Here is an 18,035-nt window from a genome sequence, read left to right on the forward strand (position 1 = left end):
CTATTTCTTATACAGTTTAAAGTAATACCATGCCGCAATACCACCCACAAAGGAAAATACTGCTAACATCCAAAAAACATATTGATGTCCCGTTGCCCCGGGATAAGCATCTAACAAATATCCCATGGCCGGACCTGCAAAAATATCTGGAGTGTAGCCTACTAAAGAAATAAGACCCACGGCCGTACCAGTGAGTACCAAGGGAATACGACCACGTTGCATCACCGAAAAATAGAGGGAGCGTGCAGCATATACCCCAGTGGCTACGACCATAATGGACATAAAGAAAAGAAAAGTGGAAGAACTTAAAATGATACCCGTAGCGAACAATAAAGCACCAATAAACGAAATAACAAAACTGACCATAAGCCAATACGTAGTTTGGGAACGGTCTGCCAGTACACCGATCACGACACCAACAACAGGACGAACGAATAACAGGAGCGTACCAATTTGAGCAGACTGTACCTGATCGTACAACATGACGTCTTGGGCGTACAGTGATAAAATATCAGTGATTTTATAACCCACATAGGCACACAAGATGATTACCATTAGTAAACTTACCGCAGGCAGTTTTATAACTTCTTTGATTTGCGAAACGGTAATTTTGTCCAATATAATAGCGCTTTCGGAAGTCTTGTCCATCCTTAGAAAGAACCAAACCAAAAACCCGACTGCAACAACGATACCCGATGAAACCAAAATAACGTAACGGAATGCGGCTCGGCTTTCTGTAAGCGTGGCTTCAGCAATTTCAGATGTAATGAAAACGGAAAAAACAAGTACACCCATGGTTCCGAATAGCGCACCTACCAAACCACGGCCTCCGTCTAGGAAACCGAAAGCCTTTCCCTGAGAACTTGTGCCGCCCCAAACGCGAGTGGCCTTGATCATAGCTGCCCAGAACAGAAAAATTGTAGTAAAGCCCCAATAACCATATAATATTTTGAGGATGACATAGCTTGGAAAAGTGGCATAGACCACGCCCCCAAGGGCCGTCATCCAAAGTGCTGTGGCAATTAGTTTTCTCGGTGGAAATTTATCCGCTAAAGGTCCGCCAAAAAGATAGGAAACAAGAGCAACTAGGCCATAGACCGAAAAGCAAAGTCCTAATTGGGTATTGTCCAAGGTGAAAACATCTAACACAGTTGGCCTAAAGACACGTGGCAGCACAAAAGGTAGAATGAAAACGCTTTCGCCGGCTAATATGAGCAATACAAGATAATACCAAGGTGCTTTTTGTAGCTGTTCCATTATTTTTTAATAGGAATCCAAATTTCTTCCTCAGAATCAGGATCATTATTTTTATAGTTTGTTCCTAATACTTCAAAGTGCGGACGGTCATCCAAAACGTATTCGGATTTAGGAATCCATTCCCCATAAATATATTGATAAATGCTAGGATCACCACTAGACCCCTTATGGTCAAAAACTGCATAATCTCCGGCCTGCAGTATAAAAGCCTTCATACCTTTAGGAATATGAGTAAAGTCCGATACTTCCACAAGGGCCCATTTTGTGAATTCTAACGATGGATTGAAATTGATATGATACTCGGGCGGATACACTTGTAACGAGAAAAAATCATTCCCCACCCTATTCACAATTTCGTTAATTCTAGGCATAAAAGAGCCCCAGAGCTGCCCGGTTTGGTTGTCCACCACACTCGTGCATAGTGATAGACCGATCATTTTTTTTCCTTTTTCGCGGATTATTCTTGGTATCATACGCTAAGATCCACTCTTTTGCGAAAATTGACTCACTAGTGAACTTAGCACATAAAATAGAATGATGAACGGCACCGCCAAGAATTGCATGGTAATTAAAAGTACTAGACTTATTATCAAAAAAATATAGCGCAAGGCGTTATCCTTAAAATTCCAGTTTTTGAATTTTAATGCGAACAGCGGAAGACTACAGTTCAGCAAAAATGCACTTAACAAAGTTAAGCCTATCAAAAACCATTGGTTCAATATAATATCGCTGAGTATGGTGCTGGGATGATAAAATAAAATAAGCGGAAGGGACAGAATTAATAATGCATTGGCAGGTGTAGGTAACCCAATAAATGAAGAAACCTGATTTTCATCCAAGTTAAATTTGGCCAAACGATACGCAGATGCCATGGTGATGATGAAACCTGTAAAAGGCCAGAAAGAACGTAATTGAAAATCTCCCAAGTAAGCCATGCTATTTAAAATGTCGTTATCCCAACCTCCCATTTGCGCCAATCCTATCAATTGAAACATCACTATCCCTGGTACCAGACCACTGGTTATCATATCTGCCAAGGAATCCAATTGCAGTCCTAACTCACTTTTCACATCAAGAACACGAGCAGCTAAACCATCGAAGAAATCAAAGAAAATACCCAAGGCAACGAATAGAGCAGCGTGCTCCAACTGATTCAATGCTGCGAACACGGTGGCAACACAGCCACAAAAAACATTCAAGAGTGTAATAAAATTAGGTATATGTCTTCGCATGGTTCGTCTGTTTAGAGGCATTGATTATATCAGCTTAAAAATAATACAATTCATTTGGTTATGCGTTCTTAATTGAAAAGCATCTTAAAGCTACGCTAGAAATAGTAATACGCTTGTATCGCTTTAATCTCTTATTATTCGCATCTTTGTTATCCTATAGTATTAGAATACACGATGTTTAAAAAATTAGGTCTTCTTGCGATAATTGCACTACAAGGTTTCTGGGGTTTTCCCCAAGACGCGAGGTTATCGTCACTTTCTGAACTAAGTTTATTAACAGTAGGTACAGGACAAGATTTGGCGTCTAAATTTGGGCATAGTGCCATACGTTTCCAAGACCCTAGCTTAGGTATAGACGAAGTTTACGGTTATGGCACCTATAATTTTGAAGACCCCAATTTCTACCTGAATTTTGTTCGTGGTAAATTAGATTATACCATTACACGGTATCCCTACAAGTATTTTGAACGCGGTTACATCCTTGAAAAAAGGTGGATTAAAGAACAAAAACTAGACCTGAACCTTGAACAACGAAAAGCAATCGTCGCCTTTTTAGAGACCAATCTTTTGCCGCAAAATCGGTTTTATAAGTATGATTTCCTTTTTGAAAACTGCGCAACCAAGATTCCTGAAGTATTCGAGAAAAATCTAGGTAAGGGTCTGCATTTCGATTACAACCATCTAGACAATCAATTCACTTTCCGACAATTGATTCATCAAAATCTTACTGTAAATTCTTGGTCTAATTTTGGAATAGATTTAGCATTGGGTTCTGTTATAGACCGTAAAGCTACTCCCTATGAACATTTGTTCTTACCAGCGTATGTCTATGAACAGCTAAAACATACCACCTTAGATAGCAAACCTTTGGTGAAAAACGAATCCGTTCTATTGGATATACCAACTCCAAAAGTAAATACCCCCTTTCTATTGACCCCCGTATTTTGGCTTGGTCTACTTCTCTTGTTGGTAGCATACATTACGTACAAGGATTATTCCCAACAAAAGCGTAGCATTTGGTTAGACGTTTCGCTGTTTACGGTTACCGGTCTGGCCGGCCTGCTTATTCTTTTTCTTTGGTTCTTTACGGACCATATGGCCACTAAAATAAATTTCAACTTTTTATGGGCCTTTGCCCCTAACCTTATCGTAGGGTGCTACCTTTTCAAAAAACAACCCCCAAAATGGTTACGGATTTATATTTTTATCGCCATTGGGCTTTTACTCTTAAGTATTGTCCTGTGGCTATTCAAGGTTCAAATATTTTCTATCTTAATGTTTCTTATACTGCCAGCCCTATTGATGCGGTATCTATTTCTATTACGCTATTTTAAAGCTTCAAAAAATCGAATTATCCAATAATCGAGCTATCTCACAATGAATTTACTCACCGTTGAAAATATTTCTAAATCCTATGGCGAACTGGTTCTTTTTGAGAAGCTCTCCTTTGGCATAAACAAGGACCAAAAAATTGCGCTAATAGCAAAGAACGGTAGTGGTAAAACCTCTATACTGAACATACTATCGGGCACGGACACCCCAGATACGGGACAGGTGAATTATCGTAAAAGCACTAGGGTTTCTTTTTTGGCACAGGAGCCGAACATGAATCCGGACCTAACTGTTGAGGAAACGATTTTTGCTTCTGACAATGAAGTGCTTCAGGTCATTGCCAATTATGAAAGGGCCTTGACCAATCCGGAAGATGCGGATGCCTACCAGAGTGCTTTTGAAGCTATGGACCGGTTTGAAGCTTGGGATTTTGAAACGCAGTACAAACAAATCCTATTTAAATTAAAACTGGACGATTTAAGTGCCAATGTGGGAAAACTTTCCGGTGGGCAAAAGAAACGGCTTGCCCTGGCCGATGCCCTAATCAATAAACCGGACCTATTAGTACTTGATGAGCCTACCAACCACTTAGACTTGGAGATGATAGAGTGGTTAGAGGAATATTTCGCAAAAGAGAACATGACGCTGTTCATGGTTACGCACGACCGTTACTTCTTAGAACGGGTATGTAATGAAATCATAGAGTTAGACAATGGTGTGCTTTATCCGTACAAAGGCAATTACTCCTACTACCTAGAGAAAAAGGAGGCCCGTTTGGAACAAGAATCCGTGGAACAGCACAAAACCGAGTTGCTCTTTAAAAAGGAACTCTCCTGGATGCGTCGTCAACCCAAAGCACGGACTACCAAATCAAAATCTAGAATAGACGATTTTAAGGTTATCAAAGAGAAAGCAAGTAACCGTAGAAAAGAGCACGAGGTACAGCTAGAACTGAACATGGAGCGCATGGGTACAAAAATCATAGAACTGGTGAAGGTATCTAAGTCCTACCCCAACAAGCCTATCTTAGACAAGTTTGATTATAACTTTAATAGAGGGGAGCGTATTGGTATTATCGGAAAAAACGGAACGGGCAAATCTACCTTTCTTAATATCCTCTCGGGCAGGGACCAACCGGATAGTGGAAAGGTAATTGTTGGGGAAACCATAAAATTTGGATACTATACTCAGAAAGGAATCACTATAAAGGAGGGTCAAAAGGTAATAGACGTTATTCGTGAATTCGGGGACTATATTCCCCTAAAGAAAGGAAAACAGATATCGGCACAGCAGTTATTAGAGCGGTTTCTATTTGATCGCAAAAAGCAATATGATTTTGTAGATAAGTTAAGTGGTGGCGAGCGAAAGCGATTGTACCTCTGTACCGTATTAATCCAGAATCCTAATTTTCTGATTTTGGATGAGCCTACCAACGACCTGGATATCGTAACGCTAAATGTATTGGAAAGTTTTCTGTTGGATTTTCAGGGCTGCCTGTTAGTGGTATCCCATGACCGCTACTTTATGGATAAAATTGTAGACCATCTATTTGTATTTAAAGGAGATGGTGTGGTAACGGATTTCCCTGGGAACTATTCGGATTACCGCGCTTACGAAGATAGTCAGCTTATAGAACAGAGAGCACAAAAAGACAAAGGGGATACGAGTAAAAAAACTTGGAAAAAGACCGAAACCACGAGTAAGTTGTCTTATACGGAGCAAAAAGAATACAAGCAATTGGAACGTGATATCCAAAAGATGGAATCTAAGAAGGCTGCGTTACAGGATAAATTTACCGATGCGTCCCTATCTGGAGAAGAAATAGCCACCCTTTCCATAGAATTAGGGGAATTATCCGATACTATTGATAAAAAAACCGAGCGTTGGTTCGAACTTTCAGCTCAAATGGAAGGATAATTCTCAAAAAACCACCTATTAAAATAAACAAATCTACGTTTAAAAGCACCTTTTTTCGGTAAGGTGTTTTTGGTGTGCGTTCCGTTCATCGATTGATTTTTACACTTCAACCGGGTAGCTGTCAGATACCGAGTATTATGGGTTTTTCGGCGAACGACCACCCTCCAAAGTACACTTGCACCCGTTATAATAGTGTAACAAACGCAAGTCATGAAAACAATAGCAACCATCTTCTTTATCTTCTTCATCGGAATGACCGCTCAGGCTCAGAACAACACTACCGATGTTAAAGTGGAAACGGTTGAAATGACCATAGTAACCGAAACGGCTTACGAGTTGAACTTGGAAACCAAAACGGAGGTTGCTAGATTGTACAAGCACAAGAACGCTAGAGTAAAGAAAGCATTATCTTTTACAACAAAGAGAAACAAAGCTAAAATGGCTTAATCTTATACCGACTGACTGTCGCGATTTATGTGCCCATTATTTCATCCTCCTGCCAGAGTTTTGGAAAATGGGCATTTTAATTTTAAGAAATAGAAACCTTCATTTATCCTACTATACCGCTTAGTTAAAAACGTGCCATGACCATTCAATAGGTTTACAAAGGTTTAGTACATTTGGGTAATCTTGAAGTGTATCTAGTGTATCGTTTTTTTGCCCGTATAAAATTTCTGCTTTCAGCAACCAATCAACATGGCGTACACTCCCCATTTATATATCAATTTGTTACGAAGGGTTTATATAGGAAGGGGAATAAAAACTATTCCAAAACGGAAAACGTACTTTTGAAATGCATATCCTATTTTGATTACTCCCAAATAGGGCTCGTAAATGATTCCAATGCCTTAAAAATAAAATTGAACGCCCTATTTCCGGGACTCCGTTATACTAACATTCCGTTTGACCTGATTTATGCTGACCTATCCAGCAAAACTTTTAAAACAATAGCAAAACAGAACATTCATAATAATAGTATGCTGTTGATAGAGGGCATCTATCAGAATAAGGGTCGAACCGCGCAGTGGTGTACCATAAAAAATTTAAAAGAAGTCACCGTTTCTTTGGATTTATATTATTGCGGAATTGTCTTTTTCAGAAGGGAGCAGGCAAAAGAGCATTTTAAAATTCGGATTTAATCCACTAATTTTAAACAAGACAAGTAATTATATGAATAATAGCATTTATATTGTACTCGGCGTAGTTTTTGCGATTTATATCGGTATTACCATTACAAATAGGAATAAATCAAGGGCTCGAAAATCCAAAAAATTTATGGACAATTATGAGCGAAAGGACAAAAAGGATTAGTCAAAGGCAAATATTTCAAAAATGATGATCATATCGGCCCATATTTTTATTTGAGCTTGATATTTGAACTTGAATTTATTCAATGAAAATATATACAAAAACAGGAGATTCAGGAACTACCGCGCTATTTGGGGGTACTAGAGTTCCAAAACATCACATCAGAATTGAGAGTTACGGTACTGTGGACGAACTCAACTCTTGGTTAGGGCTTATTAGAGACCAGGAAATAAATACACAGAGCAAAGACCAGCTAGCAAAAATTCAGGACAAATTGTTTACCCTAGGGGCTATATTAGCGACCGATCCTGAAAAAGCCATCTTAAAGAATGGCAAAGAGCGGCTAAATATTCCCAAGATAAGTGTATCCGATATTGAAATACTAGAGAACGCTATCGACGAAATGGACGCTACCCTACCACAAATGACCCATTTTATTCTTCCAGGGGGCCACACAAGTGTGTCATACTGTCATATAGCGCGTACCGTATGCAGACGCGCAGAAAGAATGGCGACCCTTCTTTTCGAAAATGAACCCTTTGACGAGGAGGTCCTCTCCTATTTGAACAGACTTTCGGATTACCTCTTTGTATTGGCACGAAAATTGTCCAAAGAATTAAAGGCCGAAGAAATTAAATGGATACCTGAAAAAAAGGACTAATAAATTCCTAATTTCTTCGTTATCAATTTATCAATGCAAAAATTATGTTGATAACTGGATTGAAATAATTACATTTTATCTTGGTCATTTACTTTTAAAAATTATTTTTGCAAAAAATTAAAATCAAACTATTACAATGTATTGGACATTAGAATTAGCATCTTATTTAAGTGATGCACCTTGGCCGGCAAGTAAAGATGAGTTAATCGACTACTCTATTAGAACCGGTGCGCCTTTAGAGGTTGTAGAAAACTTACAATCTATGGAGGAAGAAGGCGGCGAGATTTACGAATCAATCGAAGAAATCTGGCCAGACTATCCTACAGAAGAAGACTACCTCTGGAACGAGGATGAATATTAATATTTAGATATCACAATTACTACTAAAAGTCTCCTCGGAGGCTTTTTTTTTATGTAATTTTGGCAGTCGATTAGGGAATTTTAGTTCAAAATACATACTGGAATACCTTTTGTTGCACTCAGATGTCGGTTTTAATTACTGACTGCAAATAATTTATTGTAATAAGGTCGGAAGTTTATAGTTCCGATAAACGCAATACTAATAGAAAAATTTATGAGTTTCATTAATTCCATACTAAAGGCCTTTGTAGGTGATAAATCTAAGAAAGATGTAAAAGAACTTCAGCCTTTAGTAGACCAAATAAAGTCCTTTGAAGCCAATCTAGAAAGTCTAACCCATGATGAAATAAGACAGAAAACCCTAGATTTTAAACAAAAAATAAGGGAATCCTACAAAGAGATTACGGAACAGATAACAGCACTAGAAAAAGAAGTTCAGGAGTCTACCGATATTGACAAAAACGAGGATAGTTACGCCGAGATAGATAAGCTTAAGGAAGAAGCTTACACGATTTCTGAGGAAATGCTGAACGAAATCTTACCAGAAGCCTTTGCCGTAGTCAAGGAAACGGCCAAACGTTTTGCGAACAATGAAACCATTACCGTAACCGCATCGGAAAATGATAGAAAACTTTCTGGAACAAAGGATTATGTAACGCTGGACGGCGAAAAGGCCATTTGGAAAAATTCTTGGGATGCAGCGGGTAAGGAAGTTACTTGGGACATGGTGCACTACGATGTGCAACTCATTGGAGGAATTGCGTTACATCAAGGTAAAATTGCAGAAATGCAGACCGGGGAAGGTAAAACCTTGGTCGCTACGCTCCCACTATATCTAAATGCATTAACAGGCAATGGTGCACATTTGGTAACCGTAAACGATTATCTGGCCAAGCGAGATAGTGCATGGATGGCACCAATATTTGAGTTCCATGGTCTTACGGTAGATTGTATAGACCACCACAGGCCTAATTCAGATGGTAGAAGAGCCGCATACAATGCAGATATTACTTACGGTACCAACAACGAATTCGGTTTTGATTACCTACGGGATAATATGGCCCATACACCAAAGGATTTAGTGCAACGCCCTCATAACTATGCCATTGTGGATGAGGTGGATTCTGTATTGGTAGATGACGCCAGGACTCCTTTAATTATTTCAGGACCTGTTCCTGAAGGAGATCGGCATGAATTCAATGATCTAAAACCAAAGGTTAACGAAATTGTTCAGAAACAACGTCAGCATTTGACAGGTGTTCTAGCTGAGGCAAAAAAACTTATCAAAGAAGGAGATACCAAAGAAGGCGGATTTCTTCTGCTTCGCGTTTTTAGAGGCCTTCCAAAAAACAAAGCGTTAATAAAGTTTTTGAGTGAAGAAGGTGTAAAGCAGCTGCTTCAAAAAACGGAGAACTTTTACATGCAGGACAACAATAGAGAGATGCCCAAGGTAGACGAGGATCTGTTGTTTGTCATTGATGAGAAGAACAATCAGATAGAGCTTACGGACAAGGGCGTAGATTATATCTCCGGAGAGCAAAACAGAGATTTCTTTGTAATGCCAGATATTGGTGGGGAAATTGCCAAAATAGAACAACAGAACCTAGAAATAGAAAAGGAGGCGGAGTTAAAAGAGGAGCTTTTCAAAGACTTTACCGTAAAGAGTGAACGTATTCATACCATGAGCCAATTATTAAAGGCCTATACACTTTTCGAGAAAGATGTGGAATATGTGGTGATGGACAATAAAGTAATGATCGTAGACGAACAAACGGGCCGTATTATGGACGGTCGTCGTTACTCGGACGGTCTGCACCAAGCTATTGAGGCAAAGGAAAACGTAAAGATTGAAGCGTTAACACAGACCTTCGCCACCGTTACTTTGCAAAACTACTTTAGAATGTACAGTAAATTGGCAGGTATGACAGGTACTGCCATTACGGAAGCAGGGGAATTCTGGGAAATCTACAAATTAGATGTGATGGAGATTCCTACCAACAGACCTATAGCCCGTGATGATAGAAATGATTTGATCTACAAGACCAAGAGAGAAAAATATAACGCCATAATCGATGAGGTTACAAAACTGAGTCAATCCGGAAGACCGGTATTGATCGGTACAACCTCCGTAGAGATATCGGAATTGCTTTCTAAACTATTGAGCGTACGCAAAGTACCACACAATGTTTTGAACGCGAAACTTCATAAAAAAGAGGCGGACGTTGTTGCTGAGGCAGGTAATGCCGGTATCGTAACCATAGCTACCAATATGGCGGGGCGTGGTACGGATATTAAGCTCTCTGACGAGGTTAAAAAAGCAGGTGGTTTGGCCATTGTGGGTACGGAACGTCATGATTCTAGACGAGTGGATAGGCAGCTTAGAGGTCGTTCTGGTCGTCAGGGAGACCCGGGAAGCTCACAGTTCTACGTGTCTTTAGAAGATAATTTGATGCGTTTGTTCGGTTCTGACCGTGTGGCAAAGATGATGGATAAAATGGGCTTGGAAGACGGGGAAGTTATTCAGCATAGCATGATGACCAAATCCATAGAACGGGCACAGAAAAAAGTGGAAGAGAACAACTTTGGTGTGCGTAAGCGTTTGTTGGAGTACGATGACGTGATGAACGCCCAGCGTGAAGTGGTATACAAAAGAAGAAGGCATGCTCTTCAAGGAGAACGCTTAAAAGTGGATATTGCCAATATGATATACGATACCTGTGAGGTAATCGTTGAGGGTAATAAAGCGGCCAACGATTTCAAAAATTTTGAATTTGAACTGATCAAGTATTTTTCAATGACTTCTCCCGTTTCCGAAGAAGATTTTGGAAAACTAAGTGCGCAGGATATTACCGCTAAAGTCTACAAAGCAGGTTACGAACATTACAAGGAAAAAATGCAGCGCAATGCGGCTACGGCGTTACCAGTAATAAAGCAAGTATATGAAGACAACGCCAATAAATTTGAGCGTATTGTGGTTCCCTTTACGGATGGTATCAAGAGTCTTAACGTTGTTACCAACTTACAAGAGGCTTATGATAGTGACGGTAAGCAATTGGTAACCGATTTTGAGAAAAATATATCCTTGGCCATTATTGACGACTCATGGAAAACCCATCTCAGAAAAATGGATGAGTTAAAGCAGTCCGTGCAATTAGCGGTCCACGAACAAAAAGACCCTCTACTCATCTATAAGTTCGAAGCTTTTGAGCTGTTCAAAGGCATGATAGAAAAGGTAAATAAGGAAATAGTTTCCTTCCTGTTCAAGGGAGAACTGCCTTCAGGAAATCCAAACGAAATCCAAGAGGCACGTAGCGTAAGACGTAGCAAGGACAACTTGCAGACGACAAAAGAGGAAATACCCAATAGTGATGAACTTGCCGCACAAAACAGGGCAGCAGGAAATACACAACGACAAAGACCAGCAGTTACGGAGACCATAACCAGGGAACAACCAAAAATCGGTAGAAACGAGCGGGTCACCATTAAGAACGTAATGTCTGGCGAGAGCAAAACGGTAAAGTTTAAGCAGGCAGAACCGCTTATTTTAAAAGGAGAATGGGTCTTGACCCAGGATTAAACCTGTAGCTTTCAAATCAAAGTTCACAGCCTTTTTAAAACAGAACTGCAACTATTTAGTGCAAAGCGACCTATTCAGGTCGCTTTTTTTATATGAAACAATCATGGTGATGCTGTATTTTACAAGGGTACATTTAACTTTTTATAAAGTTTTTTGAAATATGCCCAAAACATACCTAGCTTTACAATAGAAAAATGTTCCTGAAACCGAGAAATTAATTTGATTCTATGAACGATTTTAATATCGACCAAGAACGCTTAAAAGATAAGATCAATCTTATCTTGAAAGTGAATTATGTTTCTAGCGCACTAGCGATTGTTTTTGGCTTTGCTTGCTTTTTTATTCTAGACATCAAGGAGATTATTCCCTATGTGTTCGTCATCTTTGGTCTGCTCAACTTGGCCAATACCTTGTTCTTTAGAAAACATCAAAGCCTCACATCTACCTACAACATTTCCTCCATATTGGCACTGTTAAGCGCCTTCATCATTACGATATATTCTGGCGGCATCAATAGCTCCTTTATCTTTACCTTGGCACTAATTGTTTTTGCCGGTTATGTGACCACCCGGCAATACGGTCAGATTTATCTGAATTTAATCTTCTTTTTGGTCATTCTGATTTTTTCACAAAGCATTCCTGACTTTTCCTTTACAGAAAATGTTATTCCAGAAAAATCCAGAAATCTTTTTAATCTATTTTCCATCCTCTTTTCCGTCTACTTACTAGGAAACATTTTTGGTAAAAACTTACTGAGAACGCACCATGCCCTGTATAAGTCAAAACAGCAATTAATGGAGCAAATGGAGGAAAAGGAAACCCTTTTAAAAGAAGTACACCATAGGGTAAAGAACAATTTACAAACTGTATCTAGCTTGTTAAGCCTTCAATCTAGAAATGTTGAGGAAGCTCGGATGAAAACCTTGCTCAAGAGCACGCAGAACCGAGTTATCTCCATGGCCATGGTTCATGAGATGCTCTATATGAGAAAGGATATAGCGCACATAGAGTACAAATCCTATGTACAGGAACTAAGTGAATATCTCATACGTTCTATCAAAGGGTTGGATAGTAAGGTGCATTTAAAAATTGATATTCCCGATATAAAATTAGGTATTGATACGGCCATACCTTTAGGACTGCTCATTAACGAGGCGGTAACCAATGCGCTTAAATATGGCTTTTCAGATGAAGAGGAAGGAGAGATTTATATCGCCCTAAAGAAAGAACTGAACAAGCAGTACGTGCTTAATATAGGGGATAATGGAGTTGGTTTCCCGGAAACGGTCAACTACAAAAATTCTAAATCCTTAGGATTAAAACTCATACATAATCTTACGCGGCAATTAAAAGGTACCATTCAAAGAGATAGCAGTAAAAAAGGTACCAACTATATTATTAAATTTCAAGAAGTAAAGCAGCAATTGGCACCAGCTATGTAATCAAAGGATGTTCATTTTGTCAACTTCACAATAAAACATGTCAAGTATTTCACTAGGGCAAATAATCCTAGGATATTACTTATATTTAAACGGCTAACTCAAAAAAACCGTTTCATGTTAAAAAAATTGCTTCTCGTTTTTTTTCTTTCTTGTACTACCGTATATGGACAAGACTACTTCTTTGAAAAATTTAAACCCTTTAACACTGCAGTTCCTTCCCCGGAAGAATTTTTAGGTTACGGCATTGGCGAGCATCATACACGGCACGACTTAATTGTGGCCTATTTAGAAAAGCTGGCAGAAGTATCCGACAGAGCTACGATACAGAAGTATGGCAAAACCCATGAAGGACGTAAATTGGTGATGCTCACCATTTCTTCGCCCAAAAATCATTCCAATCTAGCCGCAATCAAATCGGCTCACTTGGCCTTTACGGATCCATCTCAATCAGTATCCAATTATGGAGATGTTCCCATTTTCATCAATTTGGCGTACAACGTACATGGCAATGAACCTTCTAGCTCAGAAGCGGCGTTATTAGCGGCCTATACCTTTGTGGCCTCTGAAAATCCTGAAATCCTGAACTATATTGACAACGCGGTAATTTTTATTGACCCAACGATTAATCCGGACGGCCGAGACCGGCATACGCAATGGGCAAATACCTATCAAGGTTCTCCCGAGGTATCGGACCCGCAAGACGCGGAACATAACGAGTATTGGCCAATGGGCAGAACCAATCATTATTGGTTTGATTTGAATCGCGACTGGTTATTGGGGATACATCCTGAAAGTAGAGGCAAACTAAACTGGTACCATCAATGGTATCCTAACGTCGTCACCGATTTTCATGAAATGGGAACACAAAGCAGTTATTTCTTTGAACCTATGAAAACCAACGGTTCCCTCAACCCTATTATGCCCAAGGAGAACTACGAAGACTTGAACACACTTTTCGGTAATGAGTTTGCCAAGGCGTTGGACAGTATTGGTTCCCTCTATTTTACAAAAGAAGTGTTCGATGGTACTTATCCGGGTTATGGTTCTTCATATCCGGACCTGCAAGGAGGTCTAGGATTGTTATTCGAGCAGGCGAGCTCTAGAGGACACCGCCAAACTACGGCCTTTGGGGAAATCACTTTCGCCTTTACCATCAGAAATCAATATACCTCTAGCATTACCACGGTAAAGACCGCCGTGAACAACAAAGCGTATATGCGAAAATACCAGCAGCAATTCTTTAAAAGTGCCCTGGCCAATGCGGGAAAAAGTAAAATAAAAGGATACACTTTTGGAGATGCTCACGATCAAAATCGGACAAAAGCATTTGTAGACAAACTATTACTGCATAAGATTGATGTTTATAAGGCAGGGGACCGCTATGTGGTTCCCACCCGGCAACCGCAGTACAGAATGGTGCAAACCATGTTCGAAACATATGAAAAGTATAGAGACAGCGTATATTACGATGCCTCTGCCTGGTCCGTTGCCAACTTCTACAATATGAAGTATAAAACAACGAACACACTGAATTTAGGCGATAAAATTACCACGACCGATAATTTGGTCAAGGTAATTCCTGTCCAAAAATCGGATTACGCCTACGTAATGGACTGGGATGATTACAATGCGCCGGCCGCACTATACCACTTACAACAAAAAGGGATTGTAGCTTCTTCCGCTGCGAAACCTTTTACGGTAAAAACAGGAAATACCACCAAGAATTTTAATTATGGTGCAGTGCTTATCCCTGTTAGCCTCCAAAAAATGGATGCCAATGGCATCTTTAACCTTTTAAAAGAGGTTCAAAATAAATTTGAAGTTCCCATCGTCGCCGTTAATACGGGACTGAATTTAGGAGGAGTTGATATGGGCAGTCGTTTTATTACCCCTATAAAAAAGACCAAGGCCGCAATGCTCATCGGTGATGGCGTACGTTCCTACGAAGCTGGAGAAGTTTGGCACTTACTGGATACAAGAGTACATATGCCAATTACCAAAATACCCATGCGTAATTTTGACCGTGCTAATTTTGATAAATATAACGTAATGGTCATGGTTTCCGGCCGGTACAATCTATCGGAGAAGCAACAGGACAAAATAAAGGATTGGACGAGTAAGGGCAATACGTTGATTACCATAGGAACTGCCAGCAAATGGGTCATTGACAAGAAATTAGTAAAGGAGAAACTTACCGAATCAGAAAAGGATTCCACTATAACAGTAGTGCAAAAACCTTACGTAGATGCAGGTGAAAATATTGGAAAGGAAAGTGTGGGCGGCGTCATCTTAAAGGCCGATATAGACCATACCCATCCGCTAGCCTTTGGATATCATGATGAGAGTATTCCTGTTTACAAGAACAATACCGTGTGGCTATCTCCCAGTGATAATGCTTATGCTACCGTGGCAAAATATAGTAAAGATCCCCATATCGATGGATTCCTGACCAAAAAGAATATGGAGGAAAACGTAAAGCAATCCGCTTCACTGATTGTCAGCAAATTAGGAAGAGGTCGCGTTGTGCTTTTTGCGGACAATCCCAACTTTAGGGGGTCTTGGTACGGAACCAATCGGTTATTCCTGAACGCCCTTTTCTTAGGAGATAAGATAAATGTTCCTACCGAAAATTAATTATAGACCTAATACATCAACTTACCAAAGCATACTAGCATGAAAAAATTACAACTACTCTTATTCGCCACCCTAATATCCATCTCAGGTCTTATGGCACAGTCGCTTCAGGGAGACGGCCCACATTCACAACTCATCATAAGGGGAGTGATGCTTATCAATGGAAATGGAGCGCCGCCTCAAGGGCCAATTGACATTGTGGTGGAAAATAACATTATCAAAAAAATTCAGGTTGTTGGTTATGACGGTGTACCTATTGATGAGACCAAAAGACCAAAATTAAAGGCTGGCGGTAAGGAATTGGACTGCAATGATATGTATCTGCTGCCCGGTTTCGTTGATATGCATGGCCATATCGGGGGAACTGCCCAAGGAGCAGAACCAGATTATGTATTTAAACTTTGGATGGCACATGGGGTAACCACGGTGCGCGAACCTAGCGGTAGAGGCGTCGATTTTACGATGGACTTAAAACGTAAGAGTGCCAAAAATGAAATTATTGCACCGCGTATAATGGCTTATACGGGTTTTGGACAAACCAGCAAGACCTTTAATCCTTTGAACGATATTCCCATTTCCACACCGGAACAAGCGCGTGAGTGGGTACGGGCAAACGCAAAAAAAGGTGCGGACGGAATAAAGTTCTTTGGTGCGGAACCGGAAATTATGGCGGCCGCTTTGGACGAAAACAAAAAACTAGGACTGGGTTCTGCCTGTCATCATGCACAGCTAAGCGTAGCGAGATGGAACGTGTTACATTCCGCTCGTGCGGGCCTAACCTCAATGGAACACTGGTACGGGCTTCCAGAGGCCTTATTTGACGATAGAACGGTACAAGACTATCCGCTGGACTATAACTATCAAAATGAACAGCATCGCTTCGAGAACGCAGGCAAACTATGGTCTCAAGCGGCAGCACCTTATTCTGACCATTGGAACGCTGTTATGAACGAATTACTGGAACTTGATTTTACGTTAGACCCCACCTTCAACATTTACGAGGCCAGTAGGGACTTGCAGCGTGCAAGACGTGCGGAATGGCATGAAGACTATACCTTGCCATCTTTATGGGAATTTTATCAGCCAAGTAAAATATCGCATGGCTCGTACTGGCATGACTGGGGTACGGAACAGGAAGTAGCTTGGAAAAACAATTACAAACTTTGGATGACCTTTATCAACGAATATAAAAACAGGGGTGGCCGGGTTACCACAGGTTCGGATTCCGGTTTTATATTTCAATTGTACGGTTTTGCCTATATCAGAGAGTTAGAATTACTTCGTGAAGCCGGATTCCATCCTTTGGAAATTATCCGGTCCGCCACCTTAAACGGTGCAGAAGCCTTAGGAATGGATGATAAAATTGGCTCCGTTGCCATCGGAAAAATGGCAGATTTTGTAGTGGTAGAAGAAAATCCGCTGAAAAATTTAAAAGTACTTTATGGTACAGGAGCTATAAAACTGACCGAAGATAACGATGTGGTGCGTGCAGGAGGTGTAAAGTACACCATTAAGGACGGCATCATATATGACTCAAAAGCCTTATTGGCAGACGTAAAAAGGCAGGTAGACGAGGCTAAGGCCAAGAACAACTATACAATCAAACAGCCAGGGATAAAGGACTAGGACCTCCTATACGTGCTACGCACTTTAATAGGGGCTGGCTTATTTTTCATGGCGTTACCTAAGACCTTAAGTGTTACAACCACTGAAACTAAAAAGATAGATACTAACATAAACTATTATTTTATAAAGTACTTTAGTGTACTTTTTTCTTAAAGCAAAGATTAGGCCAATTTTGGGCTGTCTTTCTTTGTGCTAAAAGATAAAGCCTTCTTTACCCTAGAATTTGGGTAGCGATATAAGCGCGCTAAAGCTTGTGTGTCAATAAACGGATTATTTTCCGAGAGGTCAATATCAGGAGTGCTAATAACCAAAACAACACCCATTTTAAAAGTGTCCACTTTACCATTGTTTTCCGTGTTTTGTGCGATGGCCATAGTACCTAAAAAAAGAACTAATACTAAGGTTAAAACAGATTTCATATTATTCATTTGGGTTACCTAAAGATAACCTCAAGAACAGACTAGAACCCTTGCTATGTCGTTGAAATACAGACTTTTTCGCTTATCTAAAAAATGATAGATGAACGGGCTAAAAGCATCGACAAAGACAATTTACCCGTTAAACTTTTCAACGATTAGGCTTGTATTTTATCGGAGAAAAACTAACACTTAGAATCGAGTTTTATAATAAAATTGGAGTTTATATCTATCAATAACTAGGAATCCAGAATAAATCGGTGGTGGAAAGTT

The 18,035-nt window shown here is 40.0% G+C and carries 15 protein-coding genes; 11 read left to right on the top strand and 4 right to left on the bottom strand.

The features are described from left to right. The 3 genes from EJ994_RS07635 to EJ994_RS07645 are packed head-to-tail and all read right to left on the bottom strand — an operon-like array spanning position 1 to position 2,489. A complete protein-coding gene (locus EJ994_RS07635; protein WP_126591911.1) occupies positions 1-1,257 on the bottom strand; it encodes an MFS transporter in 1,257 nt (418 codons plus the stop codon). Next, the gene (locus tag EJ994_RS07640) at positions 1,257-1,730 is read right to left on the bottom strand and encodes a GyrI-like domain-containing protein (protein WP_126591912.1); all 474 of its coding nucleotides are present in this window, start codon (positions 1,728-1,730) and stop codon (positions 1,257-1,259) included. The genes EJ994_RS07635 and EJ994_RS07640 overlap by 1 nt, the downstream gene beginning before the upstream one ends. Positions 1,731-1,733: 3 nt before the next feature. Further along, entirely contained in the window at positions 1,734-2,489 is a 756-nt protein-coding gene (locus tag EJ994_RS07645; protein WP_126591913.1) for a CDP-alcohol phosphatidyltransferase family protein, read from the bottom strand. 174 nt (positions 2,490-2,663) lie between these two features. Here EJ994_RS07645 and EJ994_RS07650 point away from each other — a divergent pair, with 174 nt between their 5' ends. The 11 genes from EJ994_RS07650 to EJ994_RS07695 all read left to right on the top strand — a co-directional run bounded on the left by EJ994_RS07650 (position 2,664) and on the right by EJ994_RS07695 (position 17,346). Further along, a complete protein-coding gene (locus tag EJ994_RS07650; protein WP_126591914.1) occupies positions 2,664-3,851 on the top strand; it encodes a DUF4105 domain-containing protein in 1,188 nt (395 codons plus the stop codon). Positions 3,852-3,866: 15 nt separating this feature from the next. Next, complete coding sequence (locus EJ994_RS07655; protein WP_126591915.1) at positions 3,867-5,738, top strand: ABC-F family ATP-binding cassette domain-containing protein; 1,872 nt, start codon at positions 3,867-3,869, stop codon at positions 5,736-5,738. A gap of 210 nt (positions 5,739-5,948) precedes the next feature. Beyond that, on the top strand, positions 5,949-6,185 hold the full coding sequence (locus tag EJ994_RS07660; RefSeq protein WP_099573705.1) for a hypothetical protein: 237 nt from the start codon (positions 5,949-5,951) through the stop codon (positions 6,183-6,185). Between the two features lie 341 nt (positions 6,186-6,526). After that, positions 6,527-6,877, top strand: coding sequence for a hypothetical protein (locus tag EJ994_RS07665; RefSeq protein WP_126591916.1), 351 nt, complete (start codon positions 6,527-6,529; stop codon positions 6,875-6,877). A gap of 31 nt (positions 6,878-6,908) precedes the next feature. Next, complete coding sequence (locus EJ994_RS17420; protein WP_164721438.1) at positions 6,909-7,049, top strand: hypothetical protein; 141 nt, start codon at positions 6,909-6,911, stop codon at positions 7,047-7,049. A gap of 82 nt (positions 7,050-7,131) precedes the next feature. Beyond that, entirely contained in the window at positions 7,132-7,707 is a 576-nt protein-coding gene (locus tag EJ994_RS07670) for a cob(I)yrinic acid a,c-diamide adenosyltransferase (protein WP_126591917.1), read from the top strand. A 136-nt stretch (positions 7,708-7,843) separates the two neighbouring features. After that, positions 7,844-8,068: a DUF2795 domain-containing protein gene (locus EJ994_RS07675; RefSeq protein ID WP_027064442.1), complete on the top strand. Its 225-nt coding sequence runs from the start codon at positions 7,844-7,846 to the stop codon at positions 8,066-8,068. 213 nt (positions 8,069-8,281) lie between these two features. Further along, complete coding sequence (secA, locus tag EJ994_RS07680; protein WP_126591918.1) at positions 8,282-11,644, top strand: preprotein translocase subunit SecA; 3,363 nt, start codon at positions 8,282-8,284, stop codon at positions 11,642-11,644. 227 nt (positions 11,645-11,871) lie between these two features. Next, on the top strand, positions 11,872-13,086 hold the full coding sequence (locus tag EJ994_RS07685; RefSeq protein ID WP_126591919.1) for a sensor histidine kinase: 1,215 nt from the start codon (positions 11,872-11,874) through the stop codon (positions 13,084-13,086). Positions 13,087-13,200: 114 nt separating this feature from the next. Next, positions 13,201-15,720, top strand: coding sequence for a M14 metallopeptidase family protein (locus tag EJ994_RS07690; protein WP_126591920.1), 2,520 nt, complete (start codon positions 13,201-13,203; stop codon positions 15,718-15,720). A 39-nt stretch (positions 15,721-15,759) separates the two neighbouring features. After that, the gene (locus EJ994_RS07695) at positions 15,760-17,346 is read left to right on the top strand and encodes an amidohydrolase family protein (RefSeq protein WP_126591921.1); all 1,587 of its coding nucleotides are present in this window, start codon (positions 15,760-15,762) and stop codon (positions 17,344-17,346) included. Positions 17,347-17,507: 161 nt separating this feature from the next. On the opposite strand, the gene EJ994_RS07700 is transcribed toward EJ994_RS07695, so the two are convergent. Further along, entirely contained in the window at positions 17,508-17,765 is a 258-nt protein-coding gene (locus EJ994_RS07700; protein WP_126591922.1) for a hypothetical protein, read from the bottom strand. Between the last annotated feature and the right edge of the window lie 270 nt (positions 17,766-18,035).

The organism is Maribacter sp. MJ134, from assembly GCF_003970695.1.
GTDB lineage: Bacteria > Bacteroidota > Bacteroidia > Flavobacteriales > Flavobacteriaceae > Maribacter.

What these genes read in the sequence shown, in the direction of transcription:
- EJ994_RS07635 (WP_126591911.1), bottom strand. Translation starts at nt 1,257, where the DNA reads ATGGAACAGCTACAAAAAGCACCTTGGTATTATCTTGTATTGCTCATA.
- EJ994_RS07640 (WP_126591912.1), bottom strand. Translation starts at nt 1,730, where the DNA reads ATGATACCAAGAATAATCCGCGAAAAAGGAAAAAAAATGATCGGTCTA.
- EJ994_RS07645 (WP_126591913.1), bottom strand. Translation starts at nt 2,489, where the DNA reads ATGCGAAGACATATACCTAATTTTATTACACTCTTGAATGTTTTTTGT.
- EJ994_RS07650 (WP_126591914.1), top strand. Translation starts at nt 2,664, where the DNA reads ATGTTTAAAAAATTAGGTCTTCTTGCGATAATTGCACTACAAGGTTTC.
- EJ994_RS07655 (WP_126591915.1), top strand. Translation starts at nt 3,867, where the DNA reads ATGAATTTACTCACCGTTGAAAATATTTCTAAATCCTATGGCGAACTG.
- EJ994_RS07660 (WP_099573705.1), top strand. Translation starts at nt 5,949, where the DNA reads ATGAAAACAATAGCAACCATCTTCTTTATCTTCTTCATCGGAATGACC.
- EJ994_RS17420 (WP_164721438.1), top strand. Translation starts at nt 6,909, where the DNA reads ATGAATAATAGCATTTATATTGTACTCGGCGTAGTTTTTGCGATTTAT.
- EJ994_RS07670 (WP_126591917.1), top strand. Translation starts at nt 7,132, where the DNA reads ATGAAAATATATACAAAAACAGGAGATTCAGGAACTACCGCGCTATTT.
- EJ994_RS07675 (WP_027064442.1), top strand. Translation starts at nt 7,844, where the DNA reads ATGTATTGGACATTAGAATTAGCATCTTATTTAAGTGATGCACCTTGG.
- secA (WP_126591918.1), top strand. Translation starts at nt 8,282, where the DNA reads ATGAGTTTCATTAATTCCATACTAAAGGCCTTTGTAGGTGATAAATCT.
- EJ994_RS07685 (WP_126591919.1), top strand. Translation starts at nt 11,872, where the DNA reads ATGAACGATTTTAATATCGACCAAGAACGCTTAAAAGATAAGATCAAT.
- EJ994_RS07690 (WP_126591920.1), top strand. Translation starts at nt 13,201, where the DNA reads ATGTTAAAAAAATTGCTTCTCGTTTTTTTTCTTTCTTGTACTACCGTA.
- EJ994_RS07695 (WP_126591921.1), top strand. Translation starts at nt 15,760, where the DNA reads ATGAAAAAATTACAACTACTCTTATTCGCCACCCTAATATCCATCTCA.
- EJ994_RS07700 (WP_126591922.1), bottom strand. Translation starts at nt 17,765, where the DNA reads ATGAAATCTGTTTTAACCTTAGTATTAGTTCTTTTTTTAGGTACTATG.